The organism is Kordiimonas sediminis, from assembly GCF_014656395.1.
Classification (GTDB): Bacteria; Pseudomonadota; Alphaproteobacteria; order Sphingomonadales; family Kordiimonadaceae; genus Kordiimonas_A; species Kordiimonas_A sediminis.
Genome location: NZ_BNCI01000002.1, coordinates 589,378 through 610,762, shown reverse-complemented (window position 1 = coordinate 610,762; position 21,385 = coordinate 589,378). Strand labels below are relative to the sequence as shown.

Annotated in this window: 17 protein-coding genes and 1 tRNA gene; 11 read left to right on the top strand and 7 right to left on the bottom strand. The window is 48.8% G+C overall.

Translation table 11 applies throughout. From position 1 onward, the window contains the following. The first annotated feature begins 11 nt into the window (after window positions 1-11). The 7 genes from IE181_RS10395 (at window position 12) to rnr (ending at window position 9,762) form a co-directional block, all read left to right on the top strand. Window positions 12-506 carry a GNAT family N-acetyltransferase gene (locus IE181_RS10395; RefSeq protein ID WP_191252707.1) on the top strand — a complete coding sequence of 165 codons (495 nt, stop codon included), beginning with the start codon at window positions 12-14 and terminating at the stop codon, window positions 504-506. A 70-nt stretch (window positions 507-576) separates the two neighbouring features. Further along, complete coding sequence (locus IE181_RS10390) at window positions 577-1,581, top strand: aspartate carbamoyltransferase catalytic subunit (RefSeq protein ID WP_191252705.1); 1,005 nt, start codon at window positions 577-579, stop codon at window positions 1,579-1,581. Further along, window positions 1,578-2,837 (top strand): dihydroorotase, encoded by a 1,260-nt coding sequence (locus tag IE181_RS10385; RefSeq protein ID WP_191252703.1) that lies wholly within the window; start codon window positions 1,578-1,580, stop codon window positions 2,835-2,837. Before IE181_RS10390 ends, IE181_RS10385 begins: the two co-directional genes overlap by 4 nt. A 5-nt stretch (window positions 2,838-2,842) precedes the next feature. Continuing rightward, a complete protein-coding gene (gene plsY / locus IE181_RS10380; RefSeq protein ID WP_191252701.1) occupies window positions 2,843-3,481 on the top strand; it encodes a glycerol-3-phosphate 1-O-acyltransferase PlsY in 639 nt (212 codons plus the stop codon). 92 nt (window positions 3,482-3,573) lie between these two features. Beyond that, entirely contained in the window at window positions 3,574-4,701 is a 1,128-nt protein-coding gene (gene dprA, locus IE181_RS10375) for a DNA-processing protein DprA (protein ID WP_191252699.1), read from the top strand. A 132-nt stretch (window positions 4,702-4,833) separates the two neighbouring features. Then, entirely contained in the window at window positions 4,834-7,389 is a 2,556-nt protein-coding gene (gene topA / locus IE181_RS10370) for a type I DNA topoisomerase (RefSeq protein WP_191252688.1), read from the top strand. A gap of 48 nt (window positions 7,390-7,437) precedes the next feature. Beyond that, a complete protein-coding gene (gene rnr / locus IE181_RS10365; protein WP_229819327.1) occupies window positions 7,438-9,762 on the top strand; it encodes a ribonuclease R in 2,325 nt (774 codons plus the stop codon). Window positions 9,763-9,790: 28 nt separating this feature from the next. Here rnr and IE181_RS10360 read toward each other — a convergent pair whose 3' ends face one another. After that, the gene (locus tag IE181_RS10360) at window positions 9,791-10,552 is read right to left on the bottom strand and encodes an Hpt domain-containing protein (RefSeq protein WP_191252686.1); all 762 of its coding nucleotides are present in this window, start codon (window positions 10,550-10,552) and stop codon (window positions 9,791-9,793) included. 199 nt (window positions 10,553-10,751) lie between these two features. Here IE181_RS10360 and rpmG point away from each other — a divergent pair, with 199 nt between their 5' ends. Next, a complete protein-coding gene (gene rpmG, locus IE181_RS10355) occupies window positions 10,752-10,919 on the top strand; it encodes a 50S ribosomal protein L33 (RefSeq protein WP_191252684.1) in 168 nt (55 codons plus the stop codon). A gap of 190 nt (window positions 10,920-11,109) precedes the next feature. On the opposite strand, the gene IE181_RS10350 is transcribed toward rpmG, so the two are convergent. Together IE181_RS10350 and IE181_RS10345 are read right to left on the bottom strand one after the other, a co-directional pair. Then, window positions 11,110-12,501 (bottom strand): PleD family two-component system response regulator, encoded by a 1,392-nt coding sequence (locus tag IE181_RS10350; RefSeq protein ID WP_191252682.1) that lies wholly within the window; start codon window positions 12,499-12,501, stop codon window positions 11,110-11,112. A 6-nt stretch (window positions 12,502-12,507) separates the two neighbouring features. Continuing rightward, entirely contained in the window at window positions 12,508-12,873 is a 366-nt protein-coding gene (locus IE181_RS10345) for a response regulator (protein WP_191252680.1), read from the bottom strand. A 616-nt stretch (window positions 12,874-13,489) separates the two neighbouring features. On the opposite strand from IE181_RS10345, the gene IE181_RS10340 reads away from it, so the two are divergent. After that, window positions 13,490-13,565: transfer RNA gene (locus IE181_RS10340), tRNA-Asn, on the top strand. Window positions 13,566-13,878: 313 nt separating this feature from the next. On the opposite strand, the gene IE181_RS10335 is transcribed toward IE181_RS10340, so the two are convergent. Together IE181_RS10335 and IE181_RS10330 are read right to left on the bottom strand one after the other, a co-directional pair. Further along, the gene (locus IE181_RS10335; protein ID WP_191252678.1) at window positions 13,879-15,069 is read right to left on the bottom strand and encodes a methyl-accepting chemotaxis protein; all 1,191 of its coding nucleotides are present in this window, start codon (window positions 15,067-15,069) and stop codon (window positions 13,879-13,881) included. Then, the gene (locus IE181_RS10330; protein WP_229819325.1) at window positions 15,041-15,568 is read right to left on the bottom strand and encodes a PAS domain-containing protein; all 528 of its coding nucleotides are present in this window, start codon (window positions 15,566-15,568) and stop codon (window positions 15,041-15,043) included. Before IE181_RS10330 ends, IE181_RS10335 begins: the two co-directional genes overlap by 29 nt. Window positions 15,569-15,918: 350 nt before the next feature. Between IE181_RS10330 and IE181_RS10325 the strand changes: the two genes are divergently transcribed. Both IE181_RS10325 and IE181_RS14710 read left to right on the top strand, forming a co-directional pair. Next, window positions 15,919-17,628 carry a formate--tetrahydrofolate ligase gene (locus tag IE181_RS10325; RefSeq protein WP_191252674.1) on the top strand — a complete coding sequence of 570 codons (1,710 nt, stop codon included), beginning with the start codon at window positions 15,919-15,921 and terminating at the stop codon, window positions 17,626-17,628. 252 nt (window positions 17,629-17,880) lie between these two features. Further along, a complete protein-coding gene (locus IE181_RS14710) occupies window positions 17,881-18,975 on the top strand; it encodes an OmpA family protein (RefSeq protein ID WP_191252672.1) in 1,095 nt (364 codons plus the stop codon). 72 nt (window positions 18,976-19,047) lie between these two features. On the opposite strand, the gene IE181_RS10315 is transcribed toward IE181_RS14710, so the two are convergent. Both IE181_RS10315 and IE181_RS10310 read right to left on the bottom strand, forming a co-directional pair. Then, window positions 19,048-20,313, bottom strand: a complete 1,266-nt coding sequence (locus IE181_RS10315; RefSeq protein ID WP_191252671.1) for a metal-dependent hydrolase family protein — start codon at window positions 20,311-20,313, stop codon at window positions 19,048-19,050. Between the two features lie 158 nt (window positions 20,314-20,471). Then, entirely contained in the window at window positions 20,472-21,131 is a 660-nt protein-coding gene (locus IE181_RS10310; protein ID WP_229819323.1) for a PEPxxWA-CTERM sorting domain-containing protein, read from the bottom strand. Between the last annotated feature and the right edge of the window lie 254 nt (window positions 21,132-21,385).

Genomic DNA, 21,385 nt, shown 5'->3' with positions numbered 1-21,385 from the left:
CGGAGAATTTTATGCTAACTGAACAAGGCATCATCGGGGTTGATACCCTTCTTAAAGAAGCGTTTGAAACAGACGCAGAATCGCAACTGGTCAAAACTCTGCGAAGTCAGGACAGACTGGTGGCGGAACATCTGCTGCCCCTCGAAGACGACGAAAGCGAACTTCTGGCCTATATCGCCTACACGGACGTGTCGTTTGAGAAAGGTGAAGCAGAAGATATTCTTGCACTCGGCCCCATGGCAGTCAGCCCCGGTGCACAAAGACAGGGTATTGGGCTTGAATTTCTCCAGCATTCTCTGGATGCGCTGCGAGAAGACGGCATCATGGCGGTTATCCTGTTGGGTCATACTGATTTTTACCGCCAAGCCGGCTTTCAGGCTGCCTCAGACTTTGGCTTAACTTTTGGTCAGGCCGAAGAACATTTCATGGCGATAGAACTGCGTCCAGGCGCCCTGAAAAATGTTTCTGGCAAAGTTCTTTACGATGATGCTTTCTATAGCCTATAGAAGCATACAGTTTACCTGCGAGAAATCTTTGGATTGCCCTCTCGCCATTTTGATCATATAAGGCCACTTGATGAGCAACGATACACGCAATCAATCGCCCTACCCGCGCGCGGAAGTGTCTCCGCCCTCTGGTTCCATTTTTCCTTATCAACATTTGCTGGGCCTGTACGGCATGGACCCAACTGCGATCAAGCATATCCTTGATCTTGCAGACACCTATGCCGACCAAAACAGAAGCCGCCACAAAAAGACTGACGTCTGCAGCGGCCTGACCCAGATTAATCTGTTTTTTGAGAACTCTACCCGCACCCTGATGAGTTTCGAGATTGCTGGCAAACGGCTGGGCATGGATACGATTTCCATGTCAACGGGCACATCATCCATCAAAAAAGGGGAAACCTTGCTGGATACCGCTGCTACCCTGAATGCCATGCACCCGGACGTGCTGGTCATGCGGCACGCAGATAGTGGTGCCGTAAAATTACTCAGCGAAAAGATGGACTGTCCTGTGATCAATGCAGGAGACGGCAGAAGCGAGCATCCTACTCAGGCTCTTTTGGATGCCCTGACCATTCGCAAACGCAAAGGACAAATCCACGGCCAGATCATTGCTATCAGTGGCGATGTTGCCCACTCGCGCGTTGCCCGGTCGAATATTTACTTACTGAACGCCATGGGGGCCCGTGTCCGTCTTGTAGCACCGCCGACCTTGCTACCCAAAGATGTTGACCAATTGGGCGTTGAAGTCTTCACCAACATGGAAGATGGCCTAAAGGATGCTGACGTTGTCATGATGCTCAGACTACAGCAGGAAAGAATGCAAGGGGCGTTCCTGCCGTCCCTCAGGGAATATTATCATTTCTGGGGCCTGACACGTGACAAACTGGCTTCTGCCCGTGATGATGTGCTGGTCATGCATCCCGGTCCAATGAATCGCGGCGTTGAGATTGCCTCTGATGTCGCCGATGACCTGGATCGTTCTGCTATTGAGGAGCAAGTTGAAATGGGCGTCGCTGTTCGCATGGCATGTCTGGATATCCTGACGCGTCCCCTTCGTGAGGAGGCTCATTCATGACCCGCACCGCTTACACAAATGCACGCCTGATAGATCCGTCTACCTCAATGGATGTTCGTGGCACCCTGATCGAAAGTAACGGCAAGATAGTTGCCGTAGGTGCAGACGTTATGCCTGCGCCAGACGATACTATAGTAGAGTGCGGCGATCGTATCCTATGCCCAGGTTTTATTGACATGCGCGCCCATAGTGTTGACCATCATGCTGCACTCGCGGGCGGGATTACCACAGTCATACTGCAGCCAGACCAACATACGCTTTTGGACAATGACGCAGCTGTGGAACGGATCAGGCAGCGATCATCAGAAACTGGCTCTGTCCACGTCCTGCCTATGGGTACAGCGACCAAAGCAATGGCAGGTGAAGAAATTGCCGAGATCGGCAGGATGCAGCTGTCTGGTGCTGTTGCCTTCACAGACTGCAGAAAACCAGTGTCAAATGCGCTCGTTCTTCGCCGGCTGTTTGAATATGCCGGATATTTCAATGCGCTAATTGTTCAGTTTGCCCAGGACAAAGACCTTGCAGCTGGCGGCTTTGCCCACGAAGGAGAGATTGCTACCCGTCTGGGCCTGAACGGTATACCTGCAATCGCGGAGGCAATTCAGATTGAACGCGATGCACGTATCGCGGAGCTTACAGGCGCCCGCCTTCATATTGCGCTTCTATCCTCTAAGGTCGGTGTAGATGCTGTTCGTGCAGCGAAAGCCAAAGGCGTTAGAATTACAGCCTCCACCGCACCGCACTATTTACAGCTTAACGATAATGCGGTGGAAGGATACAGGACATTTGCCAAATTCAGCCCGCCTCTGCGCAGCGAAGAAGACCGCCTGGCCCTCATAGAAGGACTTGCTGACGGCACCATTGACTGTCTTGTCTCTGATCATGATCCACAAAGTCAGGATGTGAAACGCCTTCCTTATGCACAAGCTGCTGCAGGTATGGTTGGCTTTGAAACGCTTCTGGCTCTTACGCTCGCACCAGTTCATGCCGGCAACATCGACCTTATGACTGCCTTAAGAGCACTGACATCTGCACCCGCAGATATTCTAGGGCTTTCATCTGGCACTCTTAAGGTAGGTGCACCGGCTGATCTTACTGTCCTTGACCATGAAAAGCCCTGGCGGATTAAGACAGATGCGTTCCTCTCAGCCGCAAAGAACTCACCTTTTGACACCCTGCCCGTACAGGGTAAAGTCTGGAAAACGATTGTGTCCGGCATATTGAAATATGATGCGACACACTCAGTAAAGGATTAATTCTGATGACTGTTGCTGATATCGCTGTTTTGATAGGGGCATACCTCTTGGGTTCTGTTCCATTTGGCCTGGTCCTGACGCGGCTCGCCGGGCTTGGTGATATTCGGCAAATCGGGTCAGGCAACATTGGCGCGACAAACGTACTACGCACAGGGCGTAAAGACCTTGCCCTGCTGACACTCTTACTGGATGCGGGCAAAGGTGCGATAGCTGTTCTTCTTGTAAGGCACTTCTTTGACCCTGGGCTTGCAATGTTTGCGGGTGCCGTAGCCTTTATCGGGCACTGCTTTCCTGTGTTTCTAAGATTTCAGGGCGGCAAGGGAGTTGCAACCTTTTTCGGCACCCTAATTGCCATGCATCCTGTAATTGCGCTCTTTACCGTCGGGTGCTGGCTGCTAACTGCGGTTATGTTCAAAATGTCATCTCTAGCGGCATTGCTTGCAGCTTTTGTGGCGCCAGCTGTGGCCCACATGATTGCACCCGGCATGGCCCCGGTGTTCATTCTCTTTATGTCATTGGTGATTTTTATCCGACACAAAGAAAACATTCAAAGAATTGCCAAAGGTGCCGAACCAAAAATCGGCGGTTCAAAGTCTAATTCAGAGACTTCCAGTAAAGATACTGACACGACTCCGCCGCAATAAAACCAACTGCCCGTCGCCGTAAATTCCCTGCATCATAATCATTATTAAACCAGTGGTTGACATAATGGCCGATTACTGTTCTAGTTTTGTTCATGGACATTGCACGAACCAGTTCTCTCACATCTTCTGAAAAAGTATCACGTCTGCGACTGATACGCACAGACAGTATTGGTCCGATAACATTCAAACACTTGATCGATAAATTCGGATCTGCAAATGCTGCTATCGCTGCTATTCCTGAATTAGCAGCCAGGGGCGGCCGTAAAAAGCCACTTCGTGTTCCGCCCAAGTCAGCGATAGAGGGTGAGCTAGCTGCAGTTGACAGGTTTGGTGCATCCGCCCTCTTCCTTGGCGATCATGACTATCCTGCGCCCCTTGCCGCAATCGACGATGCGCCGCCCATCCTTTTCACCAAAGGCCATCTTCATCTGTTGGACAAGGATAAAATAGGCATTGTTGGTGCCAGGAATGCCAGTGCCCCAGGCATAACGGTGACAAAACGTATCACGACAGACCTGTCCGCGTCTGGTGTCGTTATCGTCTCAGGGCTTGCACGCGGCATTGACACTACATCGCACTGGGCATCGCTGAAGGGCGGCACCATTGCGTGCGTGGCTGGTGGCCTAGACGTAATATATCCGCGGGAGAACACCGAGCTATATGACCACATATGCGCCGAAGGACTGCTCGTCAGCGAAATGCCCCTGTCAACCAAACCACAGGCACGACATTTCCCACGGCGAAACCGCTTAATCTCTGGTCTTTCGCTGGGCACACTTGTTATTGAAGCTACGGAAAAGTCCGGCTCCCTGATTACCGCAAGGATGGCGCTTGAACAGGGACGCGAAGTATTCGCAGTGCCCGGATCGCCGCTTGACCCGCGCTCGGCAGGAACCAACCGCCTTATTAAAGACGGCGCTGTACTTACTGCCTCTGCTGAAGACATCTTACAGGAACTGCCTGCCCTTAGGCGAATGTCTTTTGCAGACCCAACTGAGCTACCCTTATTCAGGGCTGCAGCGCAATCATCAGAACCAAGTGAGAAAGCCAGAACGTTAATCCTGACACTTCTTGGACCAACGCCTACGCATATTGACGACATCATTCGTTTATCAGACATTGATGCAAGTGACGTATTAACAATAATACTTGAGCTGGAAATTGCAGGATTGGCGGTAAGATACCCCGGCGGCCGCGTTAGTCTAGACTATGAAAACTGACACTAGTTGCAGGAAAAAGGTCACGGCAAAAGCATTATCCCGTTGCATTTACGCCCGTGACGCACTAGGTCACGTACTATAGAAAGAGCATTATTGCTGACTTCCACTGTACTAAAGGACAAGGCATACAGTATGAACGTAGTCATCGTAGAGTCACCAGCCAAGGCTAAAACAATCAACAAATACCTTGGCAAGGACTTCAAGGTCCTGGCAAGTTTTGGCCATGTGCGTGACCTTCCTGCCAAGGATGGATCCGTCAAACCAGACGAAGACTTTGCCATGGACTGGACCGTGGACAAGGATAGTAATAAACGCCTGACCGAGATTGCCAAGGCAGTTAAAGGATCAGATAAACTGTATCTGGCGACTGACCCCGACCGCGAAGGGGAAGCAATCAGCTGGCACGTTCTGGAAGTTTTGGCCAAGAAAAAGGCGCTGAAAGACGTTGATGTCAAACGCGTTGTTTTCAACGAGATTACAAAATCAGCAATTTTGAAAGCCATTGCGGAACCCCGCGAACTTGATAGTGAAATGGTAAACGCCTATTTGGCACGCCGGGCGCTTGACTATCTGGTTGGCTTTACGTTGTCACCTGTGCTGTGGCGAAAATTGCCGGGTGCACGCTCTGCCGGTCGCGTTCAGTCCGTTGCACTGCGCCTTGTTTGCGAGCGCGAAGCTGAAATTGAAAAGTTTGTTGCCCAGGAATACTGGTCTGTGGAAGCAGAGCTGGAAGGCGCCAGCAAAAAAGCAATCAGCAGTCGCTTATTTGGGCTGAATGGCAAGAAGCTGCAAAAATATGACCTTTCCAATGAAAAGACAGCAACGGATGCAGCTGAAAAAGTAAAGAACGAGCCTCTGACCGTAGAGGCAGTGGAAAGAAAGCCGGCGCGCAGGCATCCGCAGCCGCCGTTTACGACCTCGACTTTGCAGCAGGAAGCTGCACGTAAATTAGGCTTCCCTGCGAACAAGACCATGCGGGTTGCACAAAGCCTATATGAAGGTAAATCCATCGGCGGTGAAGTAACCGGTCTGATTACTTATATGCGTACCGACGGCGTTAGCATCGCGCAGGAAGCGATGAACGCAACACGTAACCTGATCACCAATCGGTATGGAGATCAGCACCTTCCAGAAAAGCCGCGGTTCTATAAAACCAAGGCAAAGAACGCACAGGAAGCACACGAGGCCATCCGCCCCACAGATCCGCAGCGAATACCAGCGGAAATTGCAGGCGCGCTTGATGATGATGAACGGCGTTTGTACGATCTGATCTGGCGCCGTACGATTGCCAGCCAGATGGAAAGCGCCAAGATGGAGCGTACAACAGTTACTGTTTCCAACAGTGACAAGTCGGCGGAACTGCGTGCGACCGGAACAGTTATCCTGTTCGATGGTTTCCTGTCTGTTTATCAGGAAGGAACTGACGACGAGACGAACGAGGAAGAAAAACGCCTTCCGAAGGTTGAAGTCGGCGAAGTGCTGACACTGAACAAAGTGACACCAAAGCAGCACTTCACCGATCCACCACCACGCTTTACAGAAGCGAGCCTCGTTAAAAAGCTGGAAGAATTGGGAATTGGTCGTCCATCTACCTATGCATCCATCCTCACCGTTCTTCGGGAGCGCAATTATGTTCAAATGGAACGCAATCGCTTCATTCCCGAAGACAAAGGGCGTCTTGTATCTGCATTCCTGGAAAAATTCTTTGAACGCTATGTTCAATATGATTTCACTGCCAACCTCGAAGAACAGCTTGATGAAATCTCCGCAGGCTCTCTGGACTGGAAAAAAGTCCTGAATGAGTTCTGGTCTGACTTCAAACCAAAAACTGAGGAAATTTTGGCCGTCCGTAATGCGGTTGTCATTGATGCGCTGGATGAATATCTGGCCCCTATGCTTTTCCCTGAAAAGAATGAAGACGGCACAGACCCGCGCAAATGTCCGAACTGTGAAGATGGCCGACTGGGCCTGAAAACAAGCCGGTATGGTGCCTTTGTTGGCTGTTCTAACTATCCAGAGTGCAGCTACACAAAACCATTCGGCTCTGCTGCACGCGGCGAAGACACAGATACGGCAGAGGGAAGCGGTCCACGCATTCTGGGTGATGACCCTGAAACCGGCTTCCCTATCAGTCTGCGGACTGGTCGCTTTGGTCCGTACCTGCAACTGGATGACCCGGTTAAAGAAAAAGGCAAGAAACCAAAGCGTGCAAGCATTCCCAAGGACATGAATGCCGCAGATTTGTCGCTGGAAGATGCAATTTCTCTTATGTCACTTCCACGCGAAGTAGGTATTCACCCGGAAAGTGGCAAGCCAATCACCGCAGCGATCGGTCGGTACGGGCCCTATATTGCCCATGACGGTACGTACGGCAAACTAACCAGCACGGCTGAGGTTTTCGAAGTTGGCCTTAACAGGGCTGTTGCTATTCTGGCAGATACAAAAGCATCCAAATCAGGTGGCAGTAGCAAAACTGTTTTGAAAGAACTTGGCGAGCACCCTGATGACGGTGATGCAATTCGGGTAATGGATGGCCGTTACGGTCCCTATGTCAACCATAAGCGCACGAACGCAACGTTGCCAAAAGGCACGGAACCGGCTGACGTTACACTGGAACAGGCACTGGAACTTCTGGCTGCAAAAGCTGCCAAGAAGAAACCTGCGCGCAGGAAAAAGAAATCAGCCTAAGCGCACGTTATTAGTGTTTTAAGACGGCGTTAGCAAAGGAAGACAACTGTGTCTCAAAAACCGCGAACTGGTGGCATGCCATCTGAACAGGAACTTCTCGACTTTATCAGAGACTTCCCCGGCAAGGTTACCAAGCGGGACATAGCTCGTGCATTTGGTCTGCGGGGCGCCGATAAAATCACCCTGAAGAAAATGCTGCGTGATCTGATGGATGCTGGCAAAATCGCCAAAGATCCATCAAAAGCTCTGCGTTCCGCTGATCAGCTTCCGAACGTCGCAGTGGTGGAATTTGACCGTCTTGATCATCAGGGTGACGTGCTTTTGAAGATTGTCGACCGTACAGAAGACGGCAAAAAACCGACTATTTATCTGGTACCCCCTAAAAGAAAAACAATGAAGGCCATGGGGCCCGGCGACCGGGCATTGGCACGGTTAGCTCTTATTAAAAAAGACCCGCCCCTCTATAGCGCAGATATCATTAAAATGCTGCAAAGTGCGCCAGACACTATTTTAGGGGTATTTCGCAAAGGAAGCGAAGGTGGACGAATCCATCCTGTCAGTAAAAAAGACCGTAATGAATATGTTGTAGCCGTTTCAGATACCCATAATGCCAATGATGGTGACTTGGTATCCGCTGAAGCGATCAAGCGGTCCAGACGGCGTTCGCTTGGACCGAAAATGGCACGCGTAACAGAGATACTTGGTGACGTGCAATCGGCGCGTGCGATTTCCATGATCGCCATCAAAACACACGACATCCCGTTTGAATTTCCTGAACATGTAATTAAGGCTGCACAAAAAGCACAACCGGTTACGCTTGGTGACAGGACGGATTTGCGGGATATCCCCCTGATTACAATTGACCCGGCTGACGCACGGGATCATGACGATGCTATCTGGGCCGAAGCTGACACAGACCCCAAAAACCCTGACGGTTGGCATGTTATCGTGGCAATTGCCGATGTTGCACATTATGTGCGCCCGGGGTCCCCTCTTGATAAAGAAGCAAAAAATCGCGGCAACAGCTGTTACTTCCCTGATCGGGTCGTTCCCATGCTGCCAGAAGACCTGTCTGCTGATTTATGTAGTCTGATGCCAGGCGCAGACCGTGCATGTATGGCTGTTCACATGTGGTTTGATGCAAATGGCAATAAAACCCGGCACAAATTTGTACGCGGCCTAATGCGGTCCCATGCAAACATCAGCTATCAGGAAACGCAGAGGGCACTGGACGGCGATCCTGATGAGAAAACTAGGGATATAACCGAAAACATCCTGAAGCCACTTCACGGTGCCTTTAAAAGCCTTATGAAGGCCCACAGCAAGCGTCAACCACTTGATCTGGATATACCAGAGCGTAAAATCGAGCTGGACGAACACGGAAATGTAAAAGCCATTACCCTTCGGGAAAGGTTTGATGCCCACAGGATTGTGGAAGAGTTCATGATTGCGGCCAATGTTGCTGCGGCTGAAGAGCTGGAAAAGCACAAAGTCCCCGCCATGTACCGCGTGCATGAAGAGCCTTCTCTTGAGAAACTGGAAAGCCTGAGGGAGTTTTTAGGCACTCTTGACCTTTCACTCACTCGCGGTGCTGTCATGAAGCCCGTCCTGTTCAATGGTATCCTGAATAAGGTCAAAGACACAACGTTTGAGCATATGGTCAACGAAGTGGTGCTAAGAACACAGACGCAGGCGTATTATTCTCCCGAGAATATGGGGCATTTTGGCCTAGCCCTGCCCCGATATGCACATTTCACATCGCCGATAAGACGGTATGCTGATCTTATTGTTCACCGTGGCTTGATAAAAGCGCTCGGACTGGGTGATGATGGCTTAACCCACGAAGAAATCACCGAGCTTGAAAAAATTGGGGAGCATATCTCGGATACCGAGCGTCGTGCCATGGCGGCTGAAAGAGAGTCTACAGACCGGTATCTAGCATCATACCTTAGCGAACATGTTGGGGATCAATTTGTTGGGCGCATCACCGGCGTTACCCGGTTCGGACTGTTTGTAACTATAGAGCCATCCGGAGGCGACGGCTTGATCCCCATCTCTGCAATCGGTCCTGACTATTATGAGCTGGATGAAGCACGCCATACAATTGTTGGGCGTGATTATGGGCAGGAATTTACGCTGGGCGACAAAGTCGATGTACGCCTAATGGAAGCCAACGAATATACTGGTGGCCTGCGACTGGAACTCGCTGATCAGGGAGACTTGCCCGATTTCGTCAAGAAACCTATCAGACGCCGTGGCCGCCCAGATAAATCAGGTGGCAGACCGGCAGGCTCGGCCAAAAATAAAACCGGTGGAAAACGGCCCGGCACCAACGCGAAACAGGATAAGAAAATCCGTAAGAAAAAGCGTTAGCACCCAGGGCCATTAATCGCTGTTACGCCTACAGGATACCCAACTGTACAAAGACATCGGCAACGTCTTCGCCGAATAGATTACCTTTGCGCAATACCGGCACATTGGCTGGCAAATCTTCCAGGTTCTCACGATCGGCAGAAGCGATAAGCGCAACCGGTATGTCCCGAGTCGTCGGCATAGCCTTCAAGGCACAAACCAAATCAATGCCAGTCAGTTCGGGCATCACACGGTTCACAATCACCATATCTGGTCGCATGCTGGGAATAAGCTGAATAGCGTCCATTGTGGATGCAACGTTAATTATTCGGTAGCCACACTCCAGCAGCTCTGTTGTCACGATCTTGGTAGCCAGACCTGGTTCCATGACCAACATCACTTCGATATCCGTGACAGTGACATCACTAACCTCAAAACCTTCACGCTTTGCAGGGAGTTCCCTAACCAACAAACTAATATCAATCGCACGACCCTGCACAAATGCTTCGAGACAGTCTGACATGCGATCGGAATATATCTGTACTGATTTAAGGATGTCCGGCGTGAACTCTTTGATATCGAAAATATAATCCTCAAACCGGTGACAAACGGCTGCGAGTGCTTTCATATCAAAACTTGATACCGCCGACTTCAATGATCGTGCTTCGATCTTCAAGGCAGCATTCAAATCTGCGCCTGTCAAACTGCCTTCAATCGCACTGTCTATAGCAGTGTTCAGTGTACCCAGCTTATCCTCGACTGTATCAATTGCTTCATTGCGTAACTGATCCAGAAACTCATCATCCATCATAGGACGTTATTCCTTTTTACTATCTTTATCAGAGGGGTTTTCCATCCGATCACCTTTAAGATTGGTATAAAACATCAAATTATTTATTGCTAGCTGCAAATCAGCCTTGACTTATGCCGAGGGAAAGGTATTTTGCGCGCTCGAACAGGTCATCTTTTTTGTAGACCGATGGTATGAATTCCTTGGTGGAGTGAAAACAATGGCAAAACCAGCCGCAATTAAAATCAAGTTGGTGAGCACCGCGGACACCGGCTACTATTACGTAACCAAGAAAAATCCGCGGACTATGACTGAGAAAATGGTCAAGCGCAAGTATGACCCAGTTGTACGTAAACACGTTGAATTCAAAGAAGCAAAAATCAAGTAAGATTTATCTTCTTATCGAATTTCGAAAACACCGTCAGCATATTGTTGACGGTGTTTTCTTTTGTGGGCAATAGACCACCCCAACCGCACATAAAATTACGCTGCACCTGCGAATGAGCAGGATGCAATTAATTATTCAATTGTGGATAATAGTGGTGAAGCTGCGCACTAGCTGCACAAAGGTGACAGGATCAGGCGTCAGCGTCTTCTGCCAAAACAACCTTATTCCGGCCCGTTTCCTTCGCTTCATACAAAGCCTTGTCAGCGCGTTCAATCAACTGCGCAGAGGTATACTGCCCATGACTGACAGCAACCCCGATAGAGACCGTCACGCTCAAGGGACCTTCTGACGCATTAACATCAAAGGGATTGTCACAGACTTCCTGACGCAAGCGTTCTGCAATCATGCTGGCCCAGTCCATAGCCGTATCAGGCATCATGACGACGAATTCTTCCCCACCGTATCGGGCAGCAAGGTCAACACCCCGAATATTCTTAGCAATCCGGTCTGCAAACTCTTTCAGCACACGATCCCCTACTGCATGGCCATGCTGGTCATTCACCTTCTTGAAGAAGTCGATATCCATCATCATCACCGCCAATGGTTTTTCCTTCTGGCGGCTTGAGGCAATCTGGGTGTCCATATGCGAGGTCAGATAATGACGGTTATAAAGACCTGTCACAGCATCGGTAGTCGCAAGCTGCATGCTCATATGGAAATTTTCCCAGAGCTTGTCGGCATAGCGTTTCCGGCGCAACTGCGTTTTAACCCGTGCGAGAAACTCCATCCGGTCCACAGGGCGGACCACATAATCATTCACACCCATTTCCATGGCACGAACAAGCAAGCGCGTATTGCCGTCATCCACCATAACCAGGATAGGAACGTGGCGGGTTTCTTCAAAACTGCGTAGGCGTGAACAAACACGCAGGCCGTCAATGGACCGCATTGTCAGCGACACAATGATTAGATCAAAATTCTTTTCCCTAGCCTTCTCGGCGATATCTTCGCCTTCTTCACTATTTGCACCCAGAAACGTCAGGTCACCGATACCGTCCAGCGCGCGGGCAATACGCTCCATCACGCGCTCCTGTTCGTCGACGATCAGGATATTACCATCAGAAGGCGCATCCAGAAGCTCTTCTTCCTCATCACCTTCCCAGCCTAGATTGCTGCCAGTCGCTTCCCTGTTTCTCAACTCATCCATCATGACTTTAAGGCGCACAAGCGACTTCACACGAGCAAATAGCGCCAAGTCCTGAACCGGCTTGGTTAGAAAGTCGTCTGCACCAGCCTCAAGGCCTGCCACCCTGTCAGAAGGCTGATCAAGTGCCGTTACCATCACCACAGGAATATGGGAGGTAGCCTTATCGCTTTTGATTCTGCGACACACTTCAAACCCATCCATACCAGGCATCATTACATCCAGAAGCACAATGTCAGGATGTTCACGACTAATCACCTCCAGCGCCTCTGGGCCGCTGTAGGCTGTCAATACGTCGAAATATTCACTGGTGAGCTTGGCTTCGAGTAATTTGACGTTTGGTGGAACGTCATCAACAACTAGTACACGGGCTGTCATACAGAATTATCCTGCAAACTGCTTAACGGTCTCCAAAAAGTGACCGACCGAGATTGGCTTGGCGATATATGCTTCACACCCGCCTTCTCTGATCTTTTCTTCGTCACCCTTCATGGCAAAAGCAGTAACCGCAACGACAGGAATAGACCGTAAATCTTCATCCTCTTTGAGCCATTTGGTTACTTCAAGGCCTGACACCTCTGGCAACTGAATATCCATCAGAATCAAATCCGGAGAATGTTCGCGCGCAAGGTCAAGCGCAGCCATGCCGTCCTTGGTCTGAATAGTTTCATACTGATGCGCTTCCAAAAGGTCGCAAAACAGTTTCATATTCAGCTCGTTGTCTTCAACGATTAGGATTTTTTTGCTCATTAAGCCCCCTGACCATAAAATGGATCAACATTAACCAGTTAGATATTAAGCCTGAATTCCAAATAATTACAAGCCCATGCTCTTTGGAAACTGATGATTTTTTTAACTTTGTTTACTCTCATCTGCAAAAAGATCACGCCAGTAGCTTGATTGGGTATCATAAAAACCAAGGTCCAGACTAAAATCATGCACTTATAGCTTGCCTTGCATGACCACAAGGGTTGGTCTGTGACCATATGCTAAGTGTACACCTACCTCGTAAACAAATCTTAAATGCAGTGGTTATAGCCGCACATGCGAAGAGTTAAGCTTGCCGTCACAAAACACCATACAACTTTCCCTGGACAAATATTCTTCAGGAACAAGGTACTGGATACCTGGTTCACAACCATGACTTACCCCGCGAACAAAAGAGCAATCAGATTATTTTCAGAATTTCATTCATACCAACATTCCACACAACCACCTGTTTTATATACATAATTAAATGAATAAAGCCTCAAACAATCTCAGTTTTTTTCAAAAGCTACACAAAAATGTAAAATAGTACTTGGCAGGCAGAAAATTTTGAGTATAAAGAGCCCCGTCCGCGACACACAGCGGGCAACATTGATGATCCGCCTTAGCTCAGTTGGTAGAGCAAATGACTGTTAATCATTGGGTCGCTGGTTCGAGCCCAGCAGGCGGAGCCAATAAATTAAGGCCTTAGCTAACATTAGCTAGGGCCTTTTTCTTTTTCGCCTTCCCTAAGCTGCAAAAGGCGGTCCAAAACCATAACAACCTCCCCCCTGATTCTTCGGAACAAAAAACCGAAAGCACGCTTTATAAACAAAAAATCTATGGGTAATTACAGCTGCTTTCATATGATTATTTTTCCCGTAAACTGTTAATGCAAACAGTAGCTGATCGGTCTGCAATCCGCAGCATCAGAAATTTGACATAAAAAGGGAGCTGCACGTCTGCAACTCCCCAATTTCATAGATAAGTCAGAGACTGTTATTACCCTTATAGTCTTGCCATAAAGGCATCTAAGTCCTTTAAGAGACCAGTGGAGCGTTTTGCCAAATCCTCCGCAAGTGCTCCCACCTGCATCGCGGACGATTCAGTTTCACCCGCCTTTTCCTTCAAACCATGAACTGTTGAGACAAATTCATCCGTTTCCTGTGACACGCGTGCAGAGTTTTCTGCAATTTCGTTCACAACGTCAGACTGCTCGCCAACAGATGCCGCAATAGATGTGGAAATAGCCTCAACATCATGGATGGACGCATCCACTTCTTGAATGGCGCTCAATGTCCTACCCATCGCCTCTCTAATTTCCTGCACACTTGATGTGATTTCGTCCGTTGCATCGGCGGTTTGACCGGCTAGCCCCTTAACCTCCCCTGCCACTACAGCAAACCCGCGCCCTGCCTCTCCGGCACGGGCAGCTTCAATCGTTGCATTCAGTGCCAACAGGTTCGTCTTTTTGGCAATGTCTGTGATCATTTTCAGTACATTTTCGATCCGTGCCGTCAGATTATTCAGTGCTTCAGCCTCTGTATGAATCTGAACCAGTTTTGACGCAGCACCCTCTACCACAGACTGTGACCGTGAGGTCTCGTCACGAACTTGTCTAATCGTTGAAGAAAGCTCCTCCGTCGCACCCGCAACAGACTGTAACTTCATAGAAGTTTCAGTTGCCGACTGCGCAGTACGGTGACAGTCTTGTTGTGTTTGCTGGGCTGCAGACGTAACCTGCGTTACCGGCGCAGAGACAGCCGCAACATCATCAATCATTGCCCGCATGTCCTGTGCAATGTTTGTTGTCATGTCTTTGAATTCGGCTGTTTTCACGCCCATTTCAGCAACAGCCTCATTTACGCTAACGGCATACCTACGAAACTCTCCCTGCATGCCGCCGTAGCGAATTCTTCGAAAATATTGGCCATCTTTAACATATTCAAGCGATGCACTTACTTCACGAGAGAATGCATCAATCACGTCAAACACATCATTCAAAGCGTGCGCAAAATCCTCTGCCTCCGGACTACTATTAAAATCACGTCCATCAAGCCTGGCCTCAAGATCACCCTTCCGAATGGCCCGGCACGCTGCCATAACCCTTGATAATTCTGAATGGGATAATCCTGCTGTACTTTCTTCAGTTCGGATAGGCAATGCATCACTATCCGATGGAGAATATAAACTCGTCATACTTAACCCCCTTTGATTCCAATGTCTCTTCAAGCAGATTTAAAGAAGCCTCCATGCCCTCCTTACGGTTGGCAAACGAGTCTTCCAGCGATTTTAATTCCTGATAAAGTGGCCGGATGAAGTCCAAAGCCTTAGGCGCAGGAACCCGACGATTTGAATGGTACCCAATATGCTGCATGTCTGCGTCATAGCTAGGGGTAACATGCGCCAAAACCCAGTAATGATCTCCGTTTTTGGCCATATTCACCACGTAGGCAAATATCTCTTTTTTCGCCTGAATCGCTTCCCACAACATATGGAAAATAGCCCGAGGCATATCCGGGTGGCGAATGACACTATGAGGTTTGCCCAGGCAATCTTCTTCCGTGTAGTCCGCGATGTCCATAAAGAGCTTATTCACATAAGTGATATGCCCCTTTAGATTGGTTTTACTGACAATAAACTCATCAGCAGAAAAATGTCTCTCAACACCAGTTGGTTGTATCGAATACTTGCTCACTGGCAGATACTCCCCCTCACAGAATGAATACATAATGCATTCAATAAGTAGCATTTAAAGTATTAAAAATGGTAATCAGAACATCCCCCCACGTATTTTCGCAAAAATACACGGCACAATATTAATAGGATGAAATTATTAATAAACTAATAATAGAATAATACTCTTCCTAAAATAGTATCACTGCGCAAATGGAAACTCCCTCTACGAGTAGTCTATGCTTTCAGGTCAACTTTTTCAGGATTTCTTTTTTCAACTCACGCACGCATAAATTTGACAATTACATCCACTCTGCGTCAAAGTTCATGAATAAAAGCCGTATCTACAAAGGCATATTCAGGGACAAAATAATGACAAACGACCATACCAATCAGCATTCTCACCCCAAGTCTGACCTTGAGATTGCTCAATCTGCTAAAATGGAACCCATCAGCACTATCGCAGAACGCAAGTTGGGGTTAGATGCAAAAGACCTGGAGCCCTATGGCCACTACAAAGCCAAGCTGTCTTTGGACTACATCAAATCACTGAATGATAAGCCAGACGGAAAGCTAATCCTAGTCACGGCAATCACTCCCACCCCTGCTGGCGAAGGTAAGACAACGACCACTGTTGGCCTGGGGGACGGTTTAAATAAAATTGGGAAGAAGGCGATGATATGCCTGCGCGAACCAAGTCTGGGGCCATGTTTCGGCATGAAAGGTGGGGCCGCTGGCGGCGGATATGCGCAGGTTGTGCCGATGGAAGACATCAATCTACACTTCACAGGGGACTTCCATGCAATCGGTGCTGCAAATAACCTGCTGGCTGCGATGATTGATAACCATGTCTACTGGCGTGAAAATGACAAAACCGGTCTTGATAACAGACGTATCACATGGCGGCGCGCCGTAGATATGAATGATCGCTCTTTACGCCAGATTACCACTTCCCTGGGCGGTGTGGTCAATGGTGCCCCCAGAGAGGCTGGTTTTGACATCACTGTAGCATCAGAGGTTATGGCAATCCTATGCCTTGCAACTGACCTTGACGATCTGCACCGACGGCTGGGCAACATCATTATCGGCTACACACGTGACAAAAAACCGGTTTTGGCAAAAGATATTAACGCGCACGGTGCAATGGCAGCCCTGCTTAAAGACGCCATGAAACCAAACCTTGTTCAGACGCTTGAAGGGAACCCGGCCTTTATTCACGGTGGCCCTTTTGCAAATATCGCGCACGGCTGTAACACGTTGATTGCAACTAAAACGGCCCTAAAATTAGCAGACTATGTTGTTACCGAAGCTGGTTTCGGTGCGGATTTGGGAGCCGAGAAATTCTTCGACATCAAATGCAGAAAGGGGAATTTAAAACCCGATGCCGTTGTGCTTGTAGCGACCATACGCGCGCTTAAAATGCATGGGGGTGTGTCCAAGGAAGACTTAAAAACCGAGGATGTTAGCGCCGTTGAAAAAGGATGTACTAATCTGGAAAGACACCTGATGAACCTGCAACAGTTCGGTGTGAACGCAGTTGTTGCCATAAACCGGTTCTCTGCTGACACCACGGCTGAAATGGACGCTGTTAGAAAAGTCTGCGCCAATTTTGGCGTTCAGGCAATCGAAGCAGATCACTGGGCGAATGGCGGTGATGGTACACTTGATCTTGCTCATGCTGTTGTCGAACAATGCGAAAAGCCAGAAAACACCTTCCATCCTTTATATGAAGACCACACGCACCTTTGGAACAAAATCCACACAATCGCAACAGAGTTATACGGTGCCAGCGATATCGTTGCCGATAAGAAAATCCGTGATCAGATAAAAACACTGCAGGAAGATTACGGCCACTTCCCTGTATGTATTGCCAAGACCCAGTATAGTTTCTCATCAGACCCTGGGCTCAAAGGAGCGCCAAGCGGGCATGTTCTCCCGGTCAGAGAAGTGCGCTTGTCGGCTGGTGCTGAATTTTTGGTGGTTGTCTGTGGTGATATAATGACGATGCCTGGGTTGCCCAGAACGCCGGCTGCAAACGCGATTCATATTGACCCTGATGGTCGGGTTGCTGGCCTGTTCTAATATTGCCGTAAAACTTTCTGGGCTGGTGCACCGCGCCGCACCAGCCCGCATATACTACCTGTAAGATACTGTTACACGCGTTATTTAGTACCCAAGATACAAACGCGACAAATTGACAACAATCTCTGCTGAAATCACATTTAAGTACTTGTTTACGCCATATTTCTCTTTTAGACCCATCGGCAGATCGGTACAGTAACCACAATATTTATTAATAACTTTAGATTACCCCAATCACTAAGGAAGGAAACAATGATGAGAAGGCTATCTTCAACCGCCCTTTTGGTTCTGCTAGCTACTCCGGCCTTCGCAGACGATGCCGGATATTATGCAGGCCTGGAACTTGGCTTCACCATTTCCCGCGAAAATGAAATCGAAAACTGGAATTCCGGACTTGAACTGGAAGACGAGAAAGAGCTTGGTCCCCTTGGCGGCCTGTTCATCGGGAAAGAATACGACAAATGGCGTCTGGAATTAGGCTATACGCTGCGTAAAAACCGCGCAAACACCTTCGACGTTGAAAACACTGGTGGCCTTGATCTTGATCTCGGCACAAACCGTTCTGGCGGCGTTCAGTACAGTCACTCTCTGATGGCGACTGCTATGTATCAGGTTGCAGACCTTGATGAGTGGAAAGCATACCTCGGCGCTGGCCTTGGTGCATCAAAAATCAACTTCAAACGTCTCCGTTCTGGCCAAACGCTGATTCTGGACGACAGCAAATGGCGCCCTGCCGGTCAAATCGTTGCGCAGATCGTTCGCCCCGTAAGTGACACAATGGAATTTTCGATGGGATATCGTTACTTCCGTGCGCACAGCGGCGAATACAACACAGTCGTTGGCGAGTCTGATATTGGCGTTTCCAACCACGATCTTTTTGCACGCCTATCCTGGAAGTTTGGTGAAAAGAAAAGAAAAGCTGTCCCTGCCCCTGCTCCGCAGCCAGTAGCACAGCCTGCTCCGAAACCAGAACCAAAGCCTGAGCCTAAGCCTGAGCCAAAACCAGTACCATTACCGGGTCCTTTCATGGTCTTCTTTGACTTTGACAAAGCGGACATCACACCTGACGGTGCCGGCATTATCCGTGCAGCTGCACGCGCCTACAAAGAAACAGGCAATCCATATGTGGTAAGCATTGGTCATACTGACCTTGCAGGTGATCAAGGGTATAACCTGAAGCTGTCTGCACGCCGTGTGGAAGCAGTGAAAGCGGCGCTGATTGCTGAAGGCGTTGACGCTGACAAAATCACTGCAGACTATAAGGGTGAGAATGACCCGCTGGTTCAAACAGAAGACGGTGCACGCGAAGCACAAAATCGCCGCGTACAAATTGTCCTGAAAAGATAAGTATCGGACACTATACAATTGAAAAGGGGCCTTTATGGCCCCTTTTTTTTATTCCCCTTTAAAAATAGTCGCCTACTTAGCGCCCTTATAAATGACACCATCCTTCATCACGAATGAGACTTCTTTCAGCACAGAGACATCCTCAAGCGGATTTCCTTCAACAGTGATAAGGTCTGCTAGATATCCTTTTTTGATCTGACCCAGCTTATCTTTCATACCCATCAATTCTGCACCTGTAATCGTAGCGGCCTTTAAAACCTCTTGTGGTGACAAGCCGTGCATCACAAGAAGTTCCAGCTCCCGAACATTATCACCGTGCGGGAAGACACCAACATCCGAGCCATTACAAATAGTAACCCCTGCTTTTATGGCATTTTCCATGGACGTCTTTTTTTGCTTAATCCTTGCAGGTACTTCGCCGCTACCCTTAACCCATCCACGATACTGGCTAATGGCATCGCCTGCCGCAACAGTCGGACAGAAAATGACATTCTTTTCTCTCATCAGCTTGAATGTCTTCAAAGACCCGCCATCACCATGCTCGATGCTCTGTACACCAGCTAATGTGGCCCGCCGCATCGCTTCATCCGTTGATGCATGGGCAATTACTGGACGCCCGCTGCTGGCGGCCACATCTACAATTGTTTTTAACTCGTCGACAGAGAATGTCGGACGCGCTTCCCCATTTGGCCCCCACCGGTAATCCGCATAAACCTTGACGATGTCCGCACCACGGCCAATCTGGTCCCGGACAACCCGGACAAGGTCCGCACCGTCTGCAGGCTCCGCCCCCAAAGTTATCGAATGGTGATCTGCATAGCCTTTTGGCCCATAACTGCCTGTTGCAACGATTGCCTTACCAGCAACGATCAATCGTGGACCTATAATCACACCTTTATGCAGACTATCACGTACTGCGACATCCGCATATTCTGCCCCTTCACTGCCCAAGTCGCGTAATGACGTAAAACCAGCCATCAGTGTACTGCGCATGTGATTGGAGGCCCTAAGCGCCCGTTCTGTGATGCTCTCCTTCAGCACCTGATCATTCCAGGAAATTTCATTATACGGATGCAACAGAACATGGCTGTGGGCATCAATCAAACCAGGAACAAGCGTTTTCCCGTCAAGGCGCACAACCCTAGCATCTGACGAAACGCTCTCAGTGGGAACAATATCAACAATCGAGTTCCCATCGACGATTATCGCCTTGCCGCGAACCAGCGTTCCCTGTGCTACATCCACATATGCATCAGGAATAAGTGTTATTGTTTCTGCAGATGCAACGTTTGCGCAACAAAACGTCAGCATCAAAGCTGCCAAGAGTTTATTTTTCATGTGTAAGCCCACCCGGTAGTTGAATATTCAATAATATTCGATCATGCCGACCATGCAGGCAACATTCAATAGATACATTGAAAAAGGCCCCCGCGAAAACCGCAAGAGCCTTTGACCTACTCACTAACGCAACAGTGAACTGCTGTTATTTGGGTATATTAGCTGAGAGCCATTACTCTACGGCGGCGCTGCGTAGCCGCACCAGCCATACCAAATCCAAGAATTAGCATAAGCCATGTTGCAGGCTCTGGAACAGCAGAAACGCTCAGAGACCTGATCTTAAACTCATCATTGCTGTGAGGCGCGCCAACCGCAAATGTTGTAGTCGTAACGTTCGTATTAAGTGGATTGTCGCTATACGTGCCCAGATTATTCCAGCTTCCACCACTATATGAATAGATACGAGCATCGTCGTTATCTCCAAAAAGGGAGAACATAACCTGCTCGATGTTCACAATCTGATCAAAATGGAACACAACATAATCGTCCTGACCACCACGACCATCAACCTGTGGGTCATCCAGAATTTCACTGGAAACACCCAAACCTGCATCAAATTCTGATACAGTCACATCATAATCGTACCAAAAACCACCAAAGAAGCCTAAGTCAACATAATTTGAAGACGTTGTATTCATGGTAGAACCGTCCCAAACGGCGCCCATCAAGGATAGACCGATACCGTCCAGTGAATAGTTAATGCCATCGCATGCATACTGACAATCACCGGCATCACTTGTGAAATCAAAAGTCGTGGATGCCTGTGCAGCAGTAGACATCATACCTACGATGACCATAGCTGTTAGCTTTTTAAACATGTAAATTCCCTCAAACAGAGCGATCGGCGCCGTACGAAAAACTATTCACCCCATGCGAACAGTCTGACAAACGCCAGTTCCAAAATATAAGCCTGAAAAACCAGTTGAAAATCACGCGACTGTGCCTGTCGGTGCCAGCAACCCCCAAATGGTTAACAACTTGTTAACATAATCCCTTCAGAACTTAAACACTTTTATGGTAATTTAATGCAACTTTTATGGTCAGAATTATCTTTCAGCTTTTGAAATAGCTA